This is a genomic window from Curtobacterium sp. MCBD17_003, assembly GCF_003234885.2.
GTDB lineage: Bacteria > Actinomycetota > Actinomycetes > Actinomycetales > Microbacteriaceae > Curtobacterium.
Genome location: NZ_CP126275.1, coordinates 58,043 through 77,070, shown reverse-complemented (window position 1 = coordinate 77,070; position 19,028 = coordinate 58,043). Strand labels below are relative to the sequence as shown.

The 19,028-nt window shown below is 73.7% G+C and carries 20 protein-coding genes; 4 read left to right on the top strand and 16 right to left on the bottom strand.

Going from position 1 to position 19,028, the window contains the following annotated elements:
* Positions 1–135: 135 nt before the first annotated feature.
* Together DEI88_RS00380 and DEI88_RS00375 are read left to right on the top strand one after the other, a co-directional pair.
* A complete protein-coding gene (locus tag DEI88_RS00380) occupies positions 136–912 on the top strand; it encodes a DeoR/GlpR family DNA-binding transcription regulator (RefSeq protein ID WP_111035721.1) in 777 nt (258 codons plus the stop codon).
* Positions 909–2,267 carry a 6-phospho-beta-glucosidase gene (locus DEI88_RS00375; protein ID WP_111010340.1) on the top strand — a complete coding sequence of 453 codons (1,359 nt, stop codon included), beginning with the start codon at positions 909–911 and terminating at the stop codon, positions 2,265–2,267. Before DEI88_RS00380 ends, DEI88_RS00375 begins: the two co-directional genes overlap by 4 nt.
* A gap of 45 nt (positions 2,268–2,312) precedes the next feature.
* Here the strand turns inward: DEI88_RS00375 and DEI88_RS00370 are convergent, their stop codons facing one another.
* The 13 genes from DEI88_RS00370 to hemE all read right to left on the bottom strand — a co-directional run bounded on the left by DEI88_RS00370 (position 2,313) and on the right by hemE (position 13,727).
* Positions 2,313–3,119 (bottom strand): nucleotidyltransferase domain-containing protein, encoded by an 807-nt coding sequence (locus DEI88_RS00370; RefSeq protein ID WP_111071993.1) that lies wholly within the window; start codon positions 3,117–3,119, stop codon positions 2,313–2,315.
* 21 nt (positions 3,120–3,140) lie between these two features.
* Positions 3,141–3,635 carry a MarR family winged helix-turn-helix transcriptional regulator gene (locus tag DEI88_RS00365; RefSeq protein WP_111071992.1) on the bottom strand — a complete coding sequence of 165 codons (495 nt, stop codon included), beginning with the start codon at positions 3,633–3,635 and terminating at the stop codon, positions 3,141–3,143.
* Between the two features lie 95 nt (positions 3,636–3,730).
* Positions 3,731–5,062, bottom strand: a complete 1,332-nt coding sequence (gene hemL, locus DEI88_RS00360) for a glutamate-1-semialdehyde 2,1-aminomutase (RefSeq protein ID WP_111071991.1) — start codon at positions 5,060–5,062, stop codon at positions 3,731–3,733.
* A complete protein-coding gene (gene hemB / locus DEI88_RS00355; RefSeq protein WP_375334605.1) occupies positions 5,059–6,156 on the bottom strand; it encodes a porphobilinogen synthase in 1,098 nt (365 codons plus the stop codon). Before hemB ends, hemL begins: the two co-directional genes overlap by 4 nt.
* A complete protein-coding gene (locus tag DEI88_RS00350) occupies positions 6,153–6,926 on the bottom strand; it encodes a uroporphyrinogen-III synthase (RefSeq protein ID WP_111035725.1) in 774 nt (257 codons plus the stop codon). Before DEI88_RS00350 ends, hemB begins: the two co-directional genes overlap by 4 nt.
* Before the next feature lie 60 nt (positions 6,927–6,986).
* Positions 6,987–7,961: a hydroxymethylbilane synthase gene (gene hemC / locus DEI88_RS00345; protein WP_111035726.1), complete on the bottom strand. Its 975-nt coding sequence runs from the start codon at positions 7,959–7,961 to the stop codon at positions 6,987–6,989.
* Positions 7,958–9,211 carry a ferrochelatase gene (locus tag DEI88_RS00340; RefSeq protein WP_375342171.1) on the bottom strand — a complete coding sequence of 418 codons (1,254 nt, stop codon included), beginning with the start codon at positions 9,209–9,211 and terminating at the stop codon, positions 7,958–7,960. The genes hemC and DEI88_RS00340 overlap by 4 nt, the downstream gene beginning before the upstream one ends.
* Positions 9,208–9,942, bottom strand: a complete 735-nt coding sequence (gene hemQ / locus DEI88_RS00335) for a hydrogen peroxide-dependent heme synthase (RefSeq protein ID WP_111026561.1) — start codon at positions 9,940–9,942, stop codon at positions 9,208–9,210. The genes DEI88_RS00340 and hemQ overlap by 4 nt, the downstream gene beginning before the upstream one ends.
* Before the next feature lie 153 nt (positions 9,943–10,095).
* A complete protein-coding gene (locus tag DEI88_RS00330) occupies positions 10,096–10,344 on the bottom strand; it encodes a hypothetical protein (RefSeq protein ID WP_111071990.1) in 249 nt (82 codons plus the stop codon).
* 13 nt (positions 10,345–10,357) lie between these two features.
* Positions 10,358–10,822, bottom strand: a complete 465-nt coding sequence (locus DEI88_RS00325) for a phage holin family protein (protein ID WP_111011966.1) — start codon at positions 10,820–10,822, stop codon at positions 10,358–10,360.
* A gap of 52 nt (positions 10,823–10,874) precedes the next feature.
* Positions 10,875–11,135 carry a hypothetical protein gene (locus tag DEI88_RS00320; RefSeq protein ID WP_111010349.1) on the bottom strand — a complete coding sequence of 87 codons (261 nt, stop codon included), beginning with the start codon at positions 11,133–11,135 and terminating at the stop codon, positions 10,875–10,877.
* 97 nt (positions 11,136–11,232) lie between these two features.
* Positions 11,233–12,582 (bottom strand): protoporphyrinogen/coproporphyrinogen oxidase, encoded by a 1,350-nt coding sequence (locus DEI88_RS00315; protein ID WP_111010350.1) that lies wholly within the window; start codon positions 12,580–12,582, stop codon positions 11,233–11,235.
* Entirely contained in the window at positions 12,579–13,727 is a 1,149-nt protein-coding gene (hemE, locus tag DEI88_RS00310) for a uroporphyrinogen decarboxylase (RefSeq protein WP_258375041.1), read from the bottom strand. The genes DEI88_RS00315 and hemE overlap by 4 nt, the downstream gene beginning before the upstream one ends.
* Before the next feature lie 104 nt (positions 13,728–13,831).
* Here hemE and DEI88_RS00305 point away from each other — a divergent pair, with 104 nt between their 5' ends.
* The gene (locus tag DEI88_RS00305) at positions 13,832–15,115 is read left to right on the top strand and encodes a glutamyl-tRNA reductase (RefSeq protein ID WP_111071989.1); all 1,284 of its coding nucleotides are present in this window, start codon (positions 13,832–13,834) and stop codon (positions 15,113–15,115) included.
* A 35-nt stretch (positions 15,116–15,150) separates the two neighbouring features.
* Positions 15,151–15,546 (top strand): NUDIX hydrolase, encoded by a 396-nt coding sequence (locus DEI88_RS00300; protein ID WP_111071988.1) that lies wholly within the window; start codon positions 15,151–15,153, stop codon positions 15,544–15,546.
* A gap of 12 nt (positions 15,547–15,558) precedes the next feature.
* Here the strand turns inward: DEI88_RS00300 and DEI88_RS00295 are convergent, their stop codons facing one another.
* The 3 genes from DEI88_RS00295 to DEI88_RS00285 all read right to left on the bottom strand — a co-directional run bounded on the left by DEI88_RS00295 (position 15,559) and on the right by DEI88_RS00285 (position 18,992).
* Complete coding sequence (locus DEI88_RS00295; RefSeq protein WP_111071987.1) at positions 15,559–15,852, bottom strand: hypothetical protein; 294 nt, start codon at positions 15,850–15,852, stop codon at positions 15,559–15,561.
* A 224-nt stretch (positions 15,853–16,076) separates the two neighbouring features.
* Positions 16,077–16,979: a serine hydrolase gene (locus tag DEI88_RS00290; RefSeq protein WP_111026557.1), complete on the bottom strand. Its 903-nt coding sequence runs from the start codon at positions 16,977–16,979 to the stop codon at positions 16,077–16,079.
* Positions 16,980–17,024: 45 nt separating this feature from the next.
* Complete coding sequence (locus tag DEI88_RS00285; protein WP_111072045.1) at positions 17,025–18,992, bottom strand: M13 family metallopeptidase; 1,968 nt, start codon at positions 18,990–18,992, stop codon at positions 17,025–17,027.
* Positions 18,993–19,028: the final 36 nt, after the last annotated feature.

Here is a 19,028-nt window from a genome sequence, read left to right as displayed (position 1 = left end):
ATGTCCTGCAAGCCTGTGCACTCGGTGTTTCCGGCACATTACCGAAGTGACGCGGTTCTGTTAATCCTGTTCATCTCCGGTGCGGTTGTGCTCGGGTTTGCCCGAAGTCGAGCACGGCGTGGTTAGAGTGACGGCATGATCCTGCGCGAACGGCAGAACCGCATCATCAGCGCCCTGCGCGCCGAGGGTGCGGCCTCCGTGCGGGAACTCGCCGCCGCGCTCGACGTGAGCGAGGCGACGATCCGCCGCGACCTCGAGGTGCTCGACCGCAACGGCGAGCTGACCCGCACGTACGGCGGCGCGGTCCTGAAGCCCGGCACGACCGTCGAGGACCACGGCCGCGTCCGCGCCGAGGGGCCGTTCGACGACGGGCGCGACCTCGATCTCAAGGAACGGATGGCCGAGGCCGCGGCCGCGATGGTCACCGACGGGAACGTCGTGCTGCTCGACATCGGCACCACGACGCCGCTGCTCGCGCGCCGCCTGCACGGCCGTGACGTCACCGTCGTCACCTCGAACCTCGCCGTCTTCGACGAGCTCCGCGACGACCGCGCCGTGCGGCTCGTCCTGCTCGGCGGCGTGGTCCGCCGCAACTACCGCACGCTCGTCGGGTCCCTCGCCGAACTCGCGCTGAGCCAGATCAGCGCGGATGTCCTGTTCCTGTCGTGCACCGGGGTGCGCGCGAACGGGCACGTCGTCGACAACATGGCCGTGGAGGCCCCCATCAAGCAGTCGATGATCGCGGCGTCGGACAAGGTCGTCCTGCTCGCGTCCGAGGCCAAGTTCCCCGGGACCGGAGCCCTCCGGCTCTGCTCCCTCACCGACGTCGACGCCCTGGTCACCACCACGGGCGCCCCCGACGACACGCTCGCACTGTGCCGGAACGCCGGCGGAGAGGTCACCATCGCATGAAGCTCTGCATCCTCGGAGGCGGCGGGTTCCGCACGCCGTACGTGTACCAGGCACTGCTCCGCGACACCGGCACGCCCCGCGTGGACGAGGTCGCGCTGTACGACGTCGACGAACGCCGCCTCGCCGCCATGGTCGCGATCCTCACCGAGCTCGCGGCCGGGTTCGAGGACGCGCCGCGACTCGTGCCGACCACGGTCCTCCAGGACGCCGTGGCGGGGAGCCAGTACGTGTTCGCCGCGCTCCGCGTCGGCGGCCTGGAGGGACGGCGTTGCGACGAGCATGTCGCCCTCGACCTCGACGTGCTCGGCCAGGAGACCACGGGACCCGGCGGCCTCGCGTACGCGATCCGCACCGTCCCGGTCATGGTCGAGGCGGCCCGGGTCATCGCGGACCTCGCACCCGACGCCTACGTCATGAACTTCACGAACCCCGCGGGCATCATCACCGAGGCGATGCAGACCGTGCTCGGCGACCGCGTGCTCGGCATCTGCGACACCCCGTCCGGTCTCGGGCGTCGCGTCGCGGGCACCCTCGGGCTCGACCACACGCGGGTGCAGATGGACTACGTCGGGCTCAACCACCTCGGCTGGATGCGCCGCGTCCTGTACGACGGCCGCGACGTCCTGCCCGAGCTGCTGGCGGACGACGCCCGCCTCGCCGCCATGGAGGAGGGTCACGTCTTCGGACTCGACTGGATCCGCTCCCTCGGCGCGATCCCGAACGAGTACCTCTTCTACTACTACTTCAACCGCGACGCCGTGCGGACGATCATCGACTCCGGCAAGACCCGCGGTGACTTCCTCGCCGAGTCCCAGGGCGCCTTCTACGACCGGGCCACGGCCGCGGGGAACGGGGTCGCCGATCTCTGGCGCGAGACCGTCGCCCGGCGCAGCGCCTCGTACATGGCCGAGGCGAAGGGCGGCACGCAGGACGAGCCCGTCGACCCGAAGGAGCGCGAGACCGACCCCGCGCACCAGGGCTACGCGGGGGTCGCCCTCGGCGTGATGGCCGCGATCAGCCGGAACGAACGGCAGACGATGATCCTCAACGTCCGGAACCGCGGCACGATCCAGGGCCTGCCCGACGACGCCGTGGTCGAGGTGCCCACGATGGTCGACGCGAACGGCGTGCACCCGCTGACGACGGAGCAGCCGGACCTCCACCAGATCGGGCTCATGGCGCAGGTCAAGGACGTCGAGCGGCACACGATCGCCGCGGGGCTCACCGGGTCGCGATCGGAGGCCCTGCAGGCGTTCGCGCTCCATCCGCTCGTCGACAGCGTCACGGTCGCGCGCTCGTTGCTCGACGGGTACGTCGCGCGGATCCCCGAGGTGGCGGCCGTCCTGACGCACTGACCGAGCCGGATCCGGCGTGTGGGCGGACGGGGCCGACCCGTCGGTTCACCCGGCGCGGGGCGGCTCGCCCCCGATCCCCTCGCGCCGGACCGCCGCCTCGAGGAACGCCCGCGCCCGGTCCGCGCCGCGGAGGAGGTCCGGCACCTCGGTCCCCAGACCCGCCACCACGTCGTCGATGCCCGACAGCCCCGCCCGGGCGAGGAGTCGCTTCTCGTTCGTCACCCACTCGCCGCGACGTGCCAGGACGGCGTGCCCGGCGTGGCACGCGGCCTCGCTGATGAGACCCGCGCACTGCGCGACCCGTCCGTGGCGGGCGTGGCCTTCCTTCGCGTAGTGCAGGGTCAGGTCGGCGTTCGTCCACCACACGCCGGGGGCGGCCGTGCGGAGCGCCTCCGGGTACTCCCACCGGGGCACCTGCCCACGGAGGGTGCGGTTCGAGGCCAGTTCCGCCAGGAGGATGGTGCTCGGCAGGCCCGCCTGGTGGAACAGCAGGGGCTCGATGGTGAACCGTCCGCGGACGGCGTCGTCGTGGACCGCGTCGATGAGGTCGAGGTCGCGGTAGTGGATGTCGACGGACCGTCCGTCCACGGTGACTGCGCCGCCACCGTTGAAAATTCTGCCCCAGCCACCGAGTCCGGTCAGGTGCCCGGGCCACCCGAGGTCCCGGACGACCTGCGGATCGAACGCGTCGCGGTGGTAGACCGCCACGTCCCAGTCGCTGTCCGGGCGGTTCGTCCCCTGCGCTCGGGAACCGCCGAGTGCGACGGCCTCCACGCCGGGGAGCGCTGCCAGGCGGTCGGCGACGTGGTCGAGGAACGCGTCGTCGTCGAGGGCGTGCTGGGGGGAGGACATCGGTCAGCGCTCCGGCATCCGTCAGCTGCGCTCGTCGCCGATGCCGAGCCCGAGCAGCCGCCGCCGGTCGAACTCGCCGGCGGCTCCGCTGAACAGGTCGAATCCGCGCACGACGGCCGCCCGATCCTGGTCGGACAGCCGGGCCAGGACCCGCTCGATCCCCTCGGTCCGCCGGCGCGTCACGTCCTCGACGAGCGCGATCGCCCGTCGCGTCGGCACCACCAGGGTCTCGCGGCGGGAACTCGGCGCGCTGTTCCGCCGGACCCAGCCGTCCCGCTCCAGGCGGTCGACCGTCCGCGTGAGCGTCGACGGACTCGCACCGGTCTCCTCGGCGAGGACCCCCGCGCGGACCGGCCCACGCGCCACGAGCACCACGAGGATCCGGAGCTGCGGGACGGTCACCTGCTCGAGCGCGGACTCGAGCGAGGCGGCGACGATCCCGAGCATCGCCCGCGAGGCGAGCACGGCAGCCGACGGCGGGAGCACGGCGGTCAGGTCCTCGGCGGCGGCGTCCATGGGATCCCCAGACTGACACAACGGAGGCGTTCGCGACAGGGCCGGCCGACCCGCGACGGGCGACCGGCCGACCAGCGGCCCGCTCCCGGCCCTGCCTACGCCGACGCGGCGGCAGCGGCCCTGGCGGCGGCGGGCAGGGCCTCCAGGACGCGACCGATGGCGCGGTCGTCGTGCGCGGCCGTCAGGAACCACGCCTCGAACACGCTCGGCGGCAGCGTGACGCCCGCGTCGAGCATGGCGTGGAAGAACGGCGGGTACCGCCAGGCCTCCTGCGCACGGACGTCGTCGTAGGTCCGCGGCGGCTCGGCGGTGAACGCGAACGAGAACAGGTTCCCCGCGCGCTGCACGGTGTGGACGACGCCCTCGGCGGTCAGCGCCGCGGAGACCGCGCCGGACAGCAGGTCGGCGGTGCGGTCGAGGTGCGCGTACACGGCGTCGTCGGCGGCGCGGAGCGTGGCGAGCCCGGCCGCGACGGCGAGCGGGTTCCCGGACAGGGTCCCCGCCTGGTACACGGGACCGAGCGGCGCCAGGAAGTCCATGACCTCGGCCCGACCGCCCAGGGCCGCCAGGGGCATCCCGCCGCCGACGACCTTGCCGAACGTGATGAGGTCGGGCTGCCATCCGGTACCGTCGGGGACGACACCGGCGGCCTCGAGCCCCCACCACCCGGCCGGGCCGACGCGGAACCCGGTGAGGACCTCGTCGAGGATGAGCAGCGCGCCCTGCTCCTGCACGATCTGCGCGAGCGCCCGGTTGAACCCCGACTCGGGCGCGAGCACGCCCATGTTCGCGGCGGCGGCCTCGACGATCACCGCGGCGATCCGCTCGTGGTGTTCGTCGAACGCGGCGCGGACGGCGTCGAGGTCGTTGTAGGGCAGCACGAGGGTCTGCGCGGCGGTCTCGGCGGTGATGCCGGCGGATCCGGGCAGTGCGAGCGTCGCCACCCCCGACCCGGCCTCGGCGAGCAGGGAGTCCGAGTGGCCGTGGTAGTGCCCCGCGAACTTCACGAGCAGGTCCCGGCCGGTGTAGCCACGGGCCAGGCGGATCGCGGTCATCGTCGCCTCGGTCCCGGTCGAGACGAGCCGGAGCTTCTCGATCGGACCGGCGCCGCCGACGCGGACGCGCTGCTCGACGAGTTCCGCGAGCTCGGTCTCGCCCGGCGTGGAGGCACCGAACGAGAGCCCGCGGCCAGCGGCCTCCTGCACAGCGGCGACCGTGCCGGGGTGGGCGTGCCCGAGGATCGCCGGACCCCACGACGCCACGAGGTCGACGTACTCACGCCCCTCGGCGTCGGTGACGTACGGCCCCTGCGCGGCCACGAGGAAGCGGGGCGTCCCGCCGACCGAGCCGTAGGCCCGCACCGGGGAGTTCACGCCGCCGGGGATCGCGTGCTTCGCGCGACCGAACAGCTCGTCGTTCGTCGTCATCGGGTCGACTTCCCCACGCTCGAGAGTTCCACGGTCTCGGCACCGGCCGCCGGGGTGGCGCCGCTGACCCGGCCGCTCGCACCGGACTCCTGGCGCAGCCGCTTCGCCAGGTCGACGGCGAAGTAGGTCAGGATCGCGTCCGCACCGGCACGCTTGATGCCGAGGACGCTCTCCATCGCGGCGGCGTCGCGGTCGATCCAGCCGTTCTGCGCGGCCGCCGTGATCATCGCGTACTCGCCGCTGATCTGGTACGCCCACACCGGCACCGGCGAGATCGCCTTGGCGGCGGCGAGCACGTCGAGGTAGCTCATCGCGGGCTTCACCATGACGACGTCCGCGCCCTCCTCGATGTCGAGCTCGACCTCGCGCAGGCCCTCACGCCCGTTGCCGGAGTCGATCTGGTAGGTGCGGCGGTCGCCGACGAGCGTCGACGCGACGGCCTCGCGGAACGGCCCGTAGAACGCGCTCGCGTACTTCGCCGCGTACGCCAGGAGGGCCGTGCCCGGGTGACCTGCGCCGTCCAACGCGTCGCGGGCGGCGGCGATCTGGCCGTCCATCATCCCGCTCATGCACACGAGCTCGGCGCCGGCCTCGGCCTGGGCCACCGCCATGTCGCGGTAGCGCTCGAGCGTCGCGTCGTTGTCGACCGAGCCGTCCGCAGCGAGCACCCCGCAGTGACCGTGGTCGGTGAACTCGTCGAGGCACAGGTCGGACTGGACCACGAGCGCGTCGCCCACTTCCTCCTTCGCCACGCGGATCGCCACGTTGAGGATGCCGTCCGGGTCGGTCGCGCCCGAACCGGTGGCGTCCTTGTGCTGCGGCACGCCGAAGAGGTTCACGCCGCCGATACCGACCTCGGCGGCCTCGACGAGCGCGCGCCGGAACGAGTCGAGCGAGTGCTGCTCCACCCCGGGCATGCTCGTGATCGGCACCGCGGCGTCGGCGCCCTCGCGGATGAACATCGGCAGGATCAGCTCGGCGGGGTGCAGACGGGTCTCGGCCACGAGCCGACGCATCGCGGGCGTCGCGCGGAGACGGCGCGGGCGCACCTGGGGGAACTGGCCGACGGGGGAGTGGGGTGCGGACACGGTCACCTTCCTGGTTGTGTGTCGAGGAGCGGGGCGAGGACCTCGACGACGGCGTCGAGCAACGATGCGGTGGTCCGGGCGGCGGCGACGCCGTGGACGGGGAGGCCGAGCGCGCGGGCGTCGGCGGCGGTCCCGGGCCCGATGCACACGAGCCGGGTCCGGTCGTCGAGCGGGACGAGCCGGGCCGCGACCTCGCCCGCGACACTGCCGCTCGTGACGAGCACGGCGTCCGGTGGGCGGGGCACCACGACCGGTCCGGTGCCGGTCCCCACGGTACGGTACGCCTCGACGTCGTCCACGTCGAGGCCGCGGGCACGCAGCCCCGCGACGAGCGTCGGGGCCGCGATCGCGCTCCGCGGGAACAGCACCCGGCCCGCCGTGCCCGGCACCACGGCGGCCAGCTCGGCCGCTGACGCCGCGGCCGGCACCAGGTCGACCCGCCACCCGACGTCGGTACACGCCGCCGCGGTCGCCTGGCCCACGGCCGCCACCCGCGTTCCGGCCGGGAGGCCCGACAACCGCTCCGCCACGCGCCGCACCGCCGTCGCACTCGTCACGACGATCCAGGCGTACGTCCCGGCGGCGAGGGCGTCGACGGCGGCCGCGAACGCGGCGGGGTCGGCGGGGTCGGTGTCGGTGATGAGCGGGACGACGAGCGGTTCCAGGGCCCGGTGCCGGGCCTCCCGGGCGACCCGCTCGCCCCAGGTGCCGCCGCGCGGGACGAGCACGGTGGGACGCCGGGCGTCCCGGGCCGCCGGACCGCCGCCGGCGCGCACGCCCGTGCTCGTCGCGGGAGTTCCGGCGCCGGTGTCGCTCGTGCTGGCCGTGGTCGGTGCCTACTCGCTGCTCAGGTGGAAGTCGGCGAGATCGGCGGCGCCGTTCGCCAGGAGCTCCTCGGCGACCCGGCGGGCGACGTCGCGGGCCTCGTCGAGGCGCTCGTGCGCGGGGCCGGGCTCGAGGTGTGCGCCGTGCGACGCGGTGCGGTACTCGGTGCCGTCGGGCCGGTACACGGTCGCGCTCACGAGCAGGAGCTCCGCGTCGACGACCGCGTGTGCCCCGATCGGAGCGGTGCAGCCGGCCTCGAGGCGGGCGAGGACCTCGCGCTCGGCGGTGACCGTGAGCCGGGACTCCGCGTGCTCGATGCCGCGGAGGCCCCGCTCGAGCGCGCGGTCGCCCTGGTCTCCACGGACCTCGATCGCCAGCGCCCCCTGCCCGGGCGCGGTCGGCCAGAAGCCGAGGCCGATGAGCTCGGTGGCGTCGGCGAGACGACCGAGGCGCCCCAAGCCGGCGGCGGACAGCATGACCGCGTCGAGGTCGACCCCGACCCGGCCGAGGCGCGTGTCGACGTTCCCGCGGATGTCGACGATCTCGACGTCCGGGCGACGACGGCGGAGCTGCGCGGCCCGGCGCGGCGATCCCGTGCCGACCCGCGCGCCCTCGGGCAGGGTCTCGAGCGTCAGACCGTCGCGGGCGCAGAGGGCGTCACGGGCGTCCGCACGGCGGGGCACCGCGCCGATCCGCAGGCCGGGGTACGGCGCTGTCGGCAGGTCCTTGAGCGAGTGGACGAGGACGTCGACCTCGCCGGCGACCAGGGCCTCGCGGAGCGCGGACGCGAACACGCCCGTGCCACCGAGGGTCGCCAGGGACTCACTCGTCCGGTCGCCCTCGCTGTGCACGGTGACGAGCTCGACGGGCCGACCCGCCGCCTTGCCGAGCGCGGCGGCCGCAGCCTGCGACTGCGCGAGCGCGAGCGCGCTGCCGCGGGTCCCGACGCGGATCGGGGTGGGTCCCGCCTCGGCCTCGGGGCTCACGGCGCGAGCCCGGCGACCGCCGGCTTGAACCCGGCACGCACGTTCTCACAGCACCCCGGGCGGCAGACGTCGTACCAGGGGCCGATGTCGGTGAGGTGCGGGCGGTCGGCGACCGGGGTGCCCTGCACGCGCTCGAGCACGAGGTCGACGAGACCGGCGACGTACGCGGGGTCGACCCCCGGCGTGGGCGTCCGGATCGACCAGAAGCCGAGCTCCTGCGCCGTCTCCGTGGCCTCCTCGTCGAGGTCCCACATGACCTCCATGTGGTCGCTGACGAAGCCGAGCGGGACGATGAGCACGGCACGGGTGGGACCGCCCGCGAGCTCCTCGTTCATGTAGTCGTTGATGTCCGGCTCGAGCCACGGCATGCTCGGCGGCCCCGACCGTGACTGGTAGACGAGTTTCCAGGCGGGCTTCGACGAGCCCTGGAGCGCGGCGCCCTCGGGCGACGCGAGGAGCTCGGCCCATGCGGCGTCGAGGACGACCTCGGCCACGGCCTCGTGCTGCGCCTCGTACGCGCCGTGCTCCCCGAAGCCCCGGAAGTCGGGGCCGGAGCGTGCCGCGTCGCTCGACGGGATCGAGTGCGTCGAGAAGAGCACCCGGAGTTCCGTCCCGACGTCGAGGCCCTCGTTCTCGGCGATCGCCCGTGCGATGCCGTCGCGGACGCCGTCGACGAACGGCCGGACGAACCCGGGGTGGTCGAAGAACTGGCGCACCTTGTCGATCCGCACGGTGTCCATGAGCTCCGTCGCATCGAGCACGCGCGCGAAGTCCTCGCGGTACTGCCGGCAGCTCGAGTAGGAGCTGTAGGCGCTCGTGGCGATCGCGATGAGGTTCGTGGCGCCCTCGGCGGCGGCCTCCTGGACGGCGTCCTCGAGGTAGGGCGCCCAGTTCCGGTTGCCCCAGAGCACCGGCAGGTCGATCCCCCGCCGGGCCAACTCGGCCTCGAGCGCGGCCTTGAGCGCGCGGTTCTGCGCGTTGATCGGGCTCACACCGCCGAAGTGCCGGTAGTGGTGCGCGACCTCCTCGAGCCGCTCGTCCGGGATCCCGCGCCCGCGCGTGACGTTGCGGAGGAACGGGATGACGTCCTCTTGTCCCTCCGGTCCGCCGAACCCGGCGAGGAGGATCGCGTCGTACGCGGTCGGTTCGCTCACGTGCTCCGGGCCGCCCGCGGCGGCCGGCGTGGCCGCCAGGACGGCCTGACCGTTCGTGATGCCGGTCGCGCTGGGGGTGTCGGTGATCTCGGTCACGACAGGACCTCCGGGAGTTCGGTGGTTTCGATGCGGCGGCCCGTGAAGAACGGGACCTCCTCGCGCACGTGGCGCCGGGCCTCCGTGTACCGGAGGTCCCGCATGAGGTCGACGAGGTCGACGAGCTCGGGGGACTCGAGCGGCAGGATCCACTCGTAGTCGCCGAGCGCGAAACTCGCGACCGTGTTCGTGAGCACGCGGCGGAACTTCGCCCCCTGCCGGCCGTGGTCCGCGAGCATCTGGCGGCGGTCCTCCTCGGGCAGGAGGTACCACTCGTAGGACCGCACGAACGGGTAGACCGTCAGCCAGGCCTCCGGGTCCTTGCCGCGCAGGAACGCCGGCGTGTGCCGCTTGTTGAACTCGGCGTCGCGGTGCATGCCCATCGCGTGCCACACCGGAGCGGCCTCCACCAGGAGTGCCGTGCGGCGGAGGTCGCGGAGCGCGGCCTGGATCGCCTGGGCGTCGTCGCCGTGCAGCCACACCATGAGGTCGGCGTCGGCGCGGAACCCGGAGACGTCGTAGAAGCCGCGCACGGTGACGCCGTGCTCGGCCGCCCGCGCGACCGCGGCGTCGAGCTCCGGCACGGCGTCCGCCGCGAAGGGAGCGACGGCGCCCACCGGACGCCGGAAGACCGCCCACAGCGTGTAGGCGGTCAGGAGGGTCTCGTCGATGCCGGAGTCGGACGGCGAGGCGGAGGGTTCGGTGCTGTGCGCGGGCGCGCTGGAACTCATGGGATCCATTGTCCTTCGGTCGGATGGTGGTCGCCTCGGCTCCGTTGCCGCACACCCAGCGCACTGCTCCGCGTGTCGCTCACCACTGCTGTCGCGGTGGCGCGCACGCTGCCCGGGCGCGGGCCGTGTGGGGCGGGTGACCCCGGCCGGTGCCTACCGGCGGCGGATCACCGAGACGACGATACCCCCGACGACCAGGGCGCCCCCTGCGAAGGCTGCCAGGTAGGGGACGGGGTGGTCCTCGAACCCCTGCCGCGTGCGGCGCACCGCCACGCCGAGCTGCTTCGGCACGTCGAACCAGTCCTCGATCGCGTCGAGGGTGTCGAACAGCTGCGCGCGGGTGGCCGCCACGCGGCGGTCGAGCGCGGCGAAGTCGGGTCCGTTGTCGTGGGTGTCGCTCACTGGTCGTCCCGTCTCAGAAGGTGCCGTCGACGTCCGGCCGGCGGCTGCTCTGCTGCACCGGCGGCTTCGGCTTGCGGCCCATGCCGCGGACGGCGTTGACGTCGTTCTTCACGCTCTGGATCGTGCGCGCCGGCAGCGGCGGGAGGCCGGTCTTGATCCGGCGGTACCCCAGCAGTCCGAGGACCGCGGCGATGATGAGCAGCACGACCGCGACGATGATCGCCGCGAGCCAGCCCGGCATCACCGTGGCGAGACCGAGGACCGCCGCCGTCAGGAACACGCCGATCGCGTAGAACAGGATCACGACCGCGACGATGAGGAACGCCGCCGCGAACGCGAAGATCTTCGCCTTCTGGAGCATCTCCGCCTTGAGCAGCGCGAGCTCGCCCCTGACGAGTTCGCGGACCAGCCGCGGGACGTCGCTGACCAGGCCGAACAACGACCGCGAGCGGCGTTCACCGCTTCGGGTATCGGACATCGTGCTTGCTCCTTCCGGCACCGGGGTCACGGTGCCTCGGCCGTTCGGACGGTCAGGACTCCGAGGAGCCGCCCGAGCCCTTGGGCCCGGCCTTGCGCACGACCTTCTTCGTGGTCTCACCGATGAAGTCCGCGACGTCGGGCGTCCGGTCGGCGATGAAGTCCTCGATGGTGTGCACCTGCTTCTGCACGCCGTCGCTGTTCCAGACGCGCGTGGTCGCCGAGCGGATCTGCTCGTACCGCGCACGTCCGGCCCGGGCGCCGAGCACGTAGCCGACTCCGACGCCGGTCAGGAAGATCAGTCTGCCTCGCATGTTGGGACCTCTCGGTTGTGGCATGCGCCGAGCGGTATGCATCGGCGAACGGACGGGACTCCGCCCACAGTAGCCCCCGGCCGCCCTGCCGGTTCGGTCAGGCGTCGAGGATGCCGGCGGCCACCGACCTGCTCGTCGCGACGACACCGGCCAGACCCCGGCCGACGCTCGCCTCGCCGACGCCGAGCACACCCTCGGCGAGGCCGGCCGGCTCGGTGTCCGGAGCACGCCAGCGGACCCGGGCGGCGCCGATCACGACGCCCGCGTCGATCGGCACCCCGAGCAGCGCGGCGGCGTCCGCGGTGGCGGTCTCGGCGACGGCGCTGTCCGGGTCCACCGCCAGGCTCGTGCCGACACCGATGGCGTCCGCCCCGTCGCGCGCGGACAGCGCGTAGCTGAGCCGGAGGACGTGCCGTCCGCCCGCGCGCTCGGCGAGCCAGGGCCACTTGACGGTCGCGTGCGTGATCGCCTTCGCCCGCACGCGCTCGGCGTCCGGGTGCACGAGCATCCCGGTGCCGCGGGGCGCCGCGTCGAGGTCCGGCTGGTCCACCACGAGGGTGACGAGTTCGATCGCCGCGTCCCGCTGGCCGACGAGCCGGGACGGGTCCGCGACGTCCGCGACGACGTGGTCCGCCACCAGCCGCTCGGCCGGACCCGGGCGTCCCGTGCCGCTGCCGTCGTCGACGGGGACGACGTCCACCGCCGTGCGGTCGATCCGGACGGCGCGGGTGCCGAGACGGACGTCGACCCCGTACGTGTCGAGGTCCGCCACGAGCTCGTCGACGAGCCGGGCGATGCCACCACGGATCCCCGCGACCGCCGACCCCGCCGGCGCCTTGGCCCGCTGCGCCAGGACCGCCCGGCCGAGCGACCCCTCGCGCAGGAGGGCGGCGCGGAGGCCCGGCGCGACGCGGTCGAGGTCGAGCTCGTCCGGGTGGGTCGAGTGCACCCCCGCCGCGACCGGCACGACGAGGTCGTCGAGGACGCGGTCCCCCATGCGTCGACGCACGAGCTCGCCGAGCGTCCGGGCCTTCGCGCCCACCGGTCCGGGCAGCAGCGAGTCCATCTGCGCGCGCAGGGCCCCCGACGTGCCCACGACCGCGATGACGTCCGCCGCCGTCGGGCTCCCCGGGATCCCGAGGAGGCCCGCCTGCGGGAGCGGTGCCACCCGTCCGTCACGCGTCATGAGCCAGGCACCGCGGGGGTCCGGGGTCACGATCTCGTTGCCGAGGCCGAGCTCGATCGCCAGCGTGCCGACGGTGTCCCCGCGGGTCGCGAACGACTCCGCGCCGAGGTCGAGCTCGATGCCCGCCACCGTGTGCCGGTCGACGATCCCGCCGAGCCGGTCGGACGCCTCGACGAGCACCACGTCGGCGCCGCCCTTGGCGAGGTCACGCGCGGCGACGAGGCCGCCCACGCCGCCGCCGACCACCACGACGGCGGTCATGCGCCGAGCCCCTCGTGCGCGCTGCGGCCGGCACCGGTCGTGCGGCCGTCGCCGGTCGGGCGGCCGTCGCCGAGGTCGTGCACGAGGCCGACGACGCGCGTCAGCACCGTGGGGTCCGTCTCGGGTGGCACGCCGTGCCCGAGGTTCACGACGTGCGCACGCGCGGCACCACCGCGCGCCACGACGTCCCGCACGTGGGCCTCGAGCACCGGCCACGGCGCGGCGAGCATCGCGGGGTCGATGTTGCCCTGCAGGGTCACGTCGGCGTCGGCCACGCGGCGCGCGGCGTCGTCGAGGGGGATCCGCCAGTCGACGCCGACCGCATCGGCCCCGACGGCCGCCATGTCGGCGAGCACCTCGCCACTGCCGACACCGAAGTGGATCGTCGGCACACCGAGGTCGGCCACGTGCGCCAGGGCCCGCGCGGAGTGTGGGGCGACCCGCGCCGTGTAGTCGGCGCGGGACAGCGACCCGACCCAGGAGTCGAACAGCTGCGCCGCGGACGCGCCGGCGAGCACCTGCGCGCGGAGGAACACCCCCGAGACGTCCGCTGCCCATCCGAGCAGGCGGTCCCAGGTCTCGGGGTCGGCGTGCATGAGGGTCCGCGCACGGATGTGGTCCTTGCTCGGGCCGCCCTCGACGAGGTAGGCGGCGAGCGTGAAGGGGGCCCCGGCGAACCCGATGAGCGGCGTCGTGCCGAGCTCCGCGACGGTCCGGGCCACGGCCTCCGCGATCGGGGTGAGGGCACTCGGGTCGAGGGACTCGAGCGCCGCGACGTCCGCCGCGGTGCGGATCGGCCGGCCGAGCACCGGACCCCGACCGGGGACGATGTCGACGTCGACGCCCGCGAGCTTGATCGGGACGACGATGTCGCTGAAGAAGATGCCCGCGTCGACGCCGTGGCGCCGGACCGGCTGCAGGGTGATCTCGGACGCCATCGCCGGGTCGAGGCAGGCGTCGAGCATCGCGGTGCCGACACGGAGCTCCCGGTACTCGGGCAGCGACCGCCCGGCCTGCCGCATGAACCACACCGGCAGGCGCTCGGGGCGGTCCCCGCGGAGCGCCCGGACGAGCGGGGCATCCGCGGTCCGGCCGTCGGCGAGCGGGTGCGTCGGGGGCAACGCGACGGTCGTGGAGTCGATCACGCGCCCAGTCTCCCACCCGCTCGCCGTGCACACCTTGCCGTGTCCTCAGCCCGGGGGACCCTCGCTGACCCCGGCCGTCGGCGTGCCGCGGTACCATCGAGTACGTGCTCATCTGTCTCACGGCGTCGCATCGCAACGCCAGCTTCGACCTCCTGGAGCGACTGAGCATCGGAGCACCGGCTGCCGCGGACGGTCTCGTGAGCGGATCGGACGTCCTCGACGGCGCCGTGGTCCTGGCGACCTGCAACCGGTTCGAGGCCTACCTCGACGTCGCGGGCGACCGCGACTCCGCCGTCGCGGCCACGATCGACGCGGTGAGCGCCGCCAGCGACCTCGCCGCCGACGACGTCCGCGCCTCCGTCCGCGTGCTCGACGGCGTCGACGTCGTCCACCACCTCTTCGCCGTCTCGAGCGGTCTCGAGTCCGTCGTCGTCGGCGAGACCGAGATCTCGGGTCAGGTGCGTCGCGCGCTCGAGGGCGCCCGTGCCGCCGGCACCACGACGTCGGACCTCGAACGACTCTTCCAAGAGGCCGCCCACACCTCGCGCGGCGTCAAGACGCGCACGCGCATCGGCGCCGCCGGTCGCTCCATCGTCCGTCTCGCGCTCGAGCTCGCGTCGTCCCGCGTCACGGACTGGGCCGACACCCACGTGCTCCTCGTCGGGACGGGCCGGTACGCCGCCACGACGGTCGCCGCCCTCCGCGACCGTGGCGTCGCCGACATCGCGGTGTACTCGCCGTCCGGGCGCGCTCCGGTGTTCGCCGCCAAGCACGACCTGGTGCCCGTCACGGACCTGGCGGGCACGGCCGCGGCGAGCGACGTCGTCATCACCTGCACCTCGAGCGAGGTGCCCGTCGTCCGCGCCTCGGACCTCGACCACCCCGGGCGTCGGCTCGTGATCGACCTCGGGCTGCCGCGGAACGTCGACCCGGCGGCCGCATCGGTCGACGGCGTCGAGCTGCTCGACCTCGAGACCATCAGCCTGCACGCCCCGCTGTCCGAGCTGAACGCCGAGTCGGAGGCCCGTGCGATCGTCGACGACGCCGTCACGCGCTTCCACACCGCGGCCCTCGAGCAGTCCGCGACCCCCGCGCTCGTCGCGCTCCGCAAGCACGTGTTCGACGTCCTCGACGCCGAGATCGCCCGCGCCCGGGACCGCGGCGATTCCTCCGACCGCACCGAGCAGGCCCTCCGACACCTGGCCGGCGTGCTCCTGCACCGCCCGTCCGTCCGCGCACGCGACCTCGGTCGGCAGGGCCGTGCCGAGGACTTCACCGCCGCGGTCGACGCGCTCTTCGGCATCGCGCCCGAGGCACCGGCGGCGCCCGTCGTGCCGTTGAGCGAGCGCGCCCGCGACCTCGGCGACCACGCGGCGGACGCGTCCTGACGACCGACCCGGGCACGGCCTCCCGGACGCTGCGCGTGAGCGCGGTGCTCGTGGTCCGCGACCGCCGTGTGCTCATGGTGCGGTCGCGCGGTCGCGACGTCCTGTACCTGCCCGGCGGCAAGGTGGAACCGGGCGAGACGCCCGTCGACGCGGCCGTCCGGGAGGCCCGTGAGGAGACCGCGCTCGTCCTCACGCCCGCCGACTGCCAGCCGTTCGGCACGGTCAGCGAGGACGCACACGGCCAGGCGCCGGGCACGCGCGTCGCCATGGACCTGTTCCTCGTCGCGCCGTCCGCCCTCGTCGGCCAGGAGCCCGTGCCGTCGGCCGAGGTGGACGCCGTCGACTGGGTGACCTCCGCCGACGCACACCGGTGTCCGCCCGCCGGGGTCGAGACCCTCCGGCGCATGGTCGAAGCCGACCTGGTCGACTGAGGGCGGCGCGAGTCACGCGCCGCGGTCCTCCGGGACGTCCGCGTCGTCGTAGGCGCCGATGGGCTCCTCGGTCCGGATCCGGGGTTCGCCGGGGATCTCGGAGTCGTCGTACTCGCCCGCGGGGTCGGTGTCGCCCACCCGCAGCTCGCCGGGGACGTCGTTGCTCACGTACTCCCCCACCGGCTCGGCGTCGGCCTGCGGCTGCTCGCCCGGGATGTCGGAGTCGACGTACTCGCCCGCGACGACCGCGGGGCCGTCCTCGCGTCCGCCGTCGTCGTTCCGGGTCTGCTCGTGCTTGCCAGCCATCGGGAACCGCCCTCCTGGCCGTCCGTGTCGCACGGGCGGCCGTGGTCACCGTCCGGCGTCGTCGTCGGCACCGCGTCCGGTCGGTGCCAGTCTCCCCCTCCCGCCTGGTCCCGGCCTCCGCGGCGCACCAGCGGCCCCACACCCTCTCCGCCCTGTCTCGACGGTGCCGCTGTCGACCGACGCCCGCACCGTCGAGAACAGGCGGAAGGGGCGGGGCGAGCTCGTCAGGCGTGAACGTGGTCGAGGATGTCCGCGCCCATCGTGCGGAGCGCCTCCACGACCGCGAGTCGCCGCTGCAGGGAGTCGTCCTCGAAGCCGACGGTCACGGCGTAGCTGACGGACGACGACGGCCCGCGCAGCACGCCGGTCTCGCTGCGGATGCCCGGCCCGGTCCCGGTCACCGCGACGAGCTGGAGGCCGTGGTCGAGCCCGCGGTGCGCCAACGGATCGAGCCCGAAGGCCCCGGCGACGAGGGTGGTGTCCATCCCGAGCGACACCCAGCCGAGCACGCGGTTGCTCGTCGCCTCGTCGACGACCTCGCCGAGCGCCAGACCCCGCATGAGCCAGCTGAGCTCCGCCGCGGCGGCGACGGCCTGGTCGGGTGCGTCGTCCGGGCCGCGCCGGTCGCGCACGCGGTCGAGCACGGCGCTGCGGTCGACGCCGAGGGACTCGGCGCGGAGCCGGACGGCCTCGATGCCGACGGTGGAGAGCAGCGCGTTCGTCGCCCAGGCGTCGGCGGTCGCCCCGACGAGGGTCGCGAGGTCGGGGACCTGCAGCGTGGGCTCCTGGAGGAACTGCCACAGCCCAGGGCCGCCGGCGGTGTCCCGGGCCATGCGCTGGAGCCGGTCGCCGTGGAGCCGGCCCTCCTCGAGCTGGGCCGCGACCTCGATGAGCAGGAGGAGCCTCCCCACCCCGGCGACCGGGAGCACCACCCGCTCGTCGACCGCGAGCAGGGCTCGCCCCGTCGTCGTGTCGATCACCGACGCACTGACGCGGGCTCCGTCGTACGCGAGTGACCCGAGCGCGTCGACCGTCGCGGCGAAGGCGGCCTCGACGTCACCGCGGTGCCGCCCGGCGGCACGTGACCGTGCCTGGTGCCGCCGGGGCGACACGTCGCGTTCGACCACTGGGCCCACACGCTCCTCGGGACGGGGTTGACCGGTCGCGGCTCGTCACCAGATGGCGACGCGCTGCTCCGGAGCGAGGTACAGGGCGTCGCCCTCGGTGACCCCGAAGGCCGCCGCGAACTCGTCGATGTTCCGCACGATCTGGTTGCAGCGGAACTCGTTCGGGGAGTGCGGGTCGATGCTGAGCAGGCGCGCGGCCTCTTCCGGGCGGATCGCCATCCGCCACGACTGGGCCCAGCTGAGGAAGAACCGCTGGGCACCCGTCATGCCGTCGATCACCGGGGGCTCCTGGCCGTCGAGCGAGATGAGGTAGGCCTTCCACGCGATCGCGAGTCCACCGAGGTCACCGATGTTCTCGCCGATCGTCAGCGCACCGTTGACGTGGCCGTCCGGGACCTCGGTCGGCACGAGCGCGTCGTACTGCGCGATGAGGGCCTTCGTGCGCTCCTCGAACGCGGCGCGGTCGGCCTCCGTCCACCAGTTGCGGAGGCGTCCGTCGCCGTCGTACTGCGAGCCCTGGTCGTCGAACCCGTGCCCGATCTCGTGTCCGATGACGGCGCCGATGGCCCCGTAGTTCGCCGCGGCGTCGCGCTGCTGGTCGAAGAACGGGAACTGCAGGATCGCCGCGGGGAACACGATCTCGTTGAACCCGGGGTTGTAGTAGGCGTTGATCGTCTGCGGCGTCATGAACCACTCGTCGCGGTCGATCGGCCTGCCGATCTTGCCGAGCTCGCGGTCGACGTTGAACGACGCGACGGCGCGGACGTTCCCGAGCAGGTCGTCCGGCGTCACCTGGAGCGCGGAGTAGTCGCGCCACCGGACGGGGTAGCCGATCTTCGGCGTGAACTTGGCGAGCTTGTCGAGCGCACGCTGCCGGGTCTCGTCGGTCATCCAGTCGAGGCCCGTGATGCTCTGCCGGTACGCCTCGACGAGGTTCGCGACGAGGGCGTCCATGGCGGCCTTCGCGGTCTCGTCGAAGTGCTCCTGCACGTAGATCTTGCCGACGGCCTCACCCATCGCGCCCTCGACGAGCGAGACGCCGCGCTTCCAGCGGTCGCGCTGCTTCAGCGCACCGGTGAGTGCGGTGCCGTAGAACGAGAAGCTCGTGGCCGAGAACGCCGTGGTCAGGTAGGGCGCCGAGGACCGGATGACCTGCCAGCGCAGCCAGTCCTTCCACGCGCCGATGGGCCGCGTGCGGAGCTCGTGCGCCAGCCCGGTCAGGAAGCCCGGCTCGCGGACGACCACCGTGTCGAACACGCCGACCGGCGCGCCGACGGCCTCGGCCCACTCGGACAGCCGGACGCCCTCGGCGAGCGCCTCGGCCTCGGCCCAGCTCATGCGGTTGTAGGTCTTCTGGCTGTCCCGCGTGGTGACGTTGTCCCAGTGGGACGCAGCGAGCGCGGTCTCGAGGTCGATGACGTTCTGGGTGCGGATCGCGCCCTCGTCGAAGCCGGCGAGCGGGAACATGGCCCCGACGAACTCGCGGTAGCGACCGCGGATGTCCTCGAACCGGTCCTCGCGGTAGTAGGACTCGTCCGGCAGCCCGAGCCCGCCCTGCTCCAGGAACACGACGTAGGCCTCGGGGTCACCCGGGTCGTTGTCGACGAACAGCTGCACGAAGCTCGAGACCCCGAGGCGCTCGAACCGGCCGACGAGTCGCAGCACGTCCGAGACGTCCTGCACGAGGTCGATCTCGCCGAGCAGGGGGTCGATGGGGCCGCTGCCGAGGACCTCGAGCGCCTGCTCGTCCATGAAGCTCGTGTAGAGGTCGCCGACCTTACGGGCCTCGGTCCCCGGGAGGGCCTGCTGCGACCGCTCGATGATGGAGCGGACGGCTTCCTCCGCCGCCTCGGCGAGCACGGTGAACGAGCCGTACCGCGCCTTGTCGTCCGGGATCGGGGTGTCGGCGATCCACCGTCCGTTGACGTACCGGTAGAGGTCGTCCTGCGGCCGGACCGTCGCGTCGATGTCGTCGGTCTGGATCCCGGAGGGGCGCTCGCGCTCGGCAGTCATGCCGACCACCATAGCCACGATCCCATGGCGTTCCCC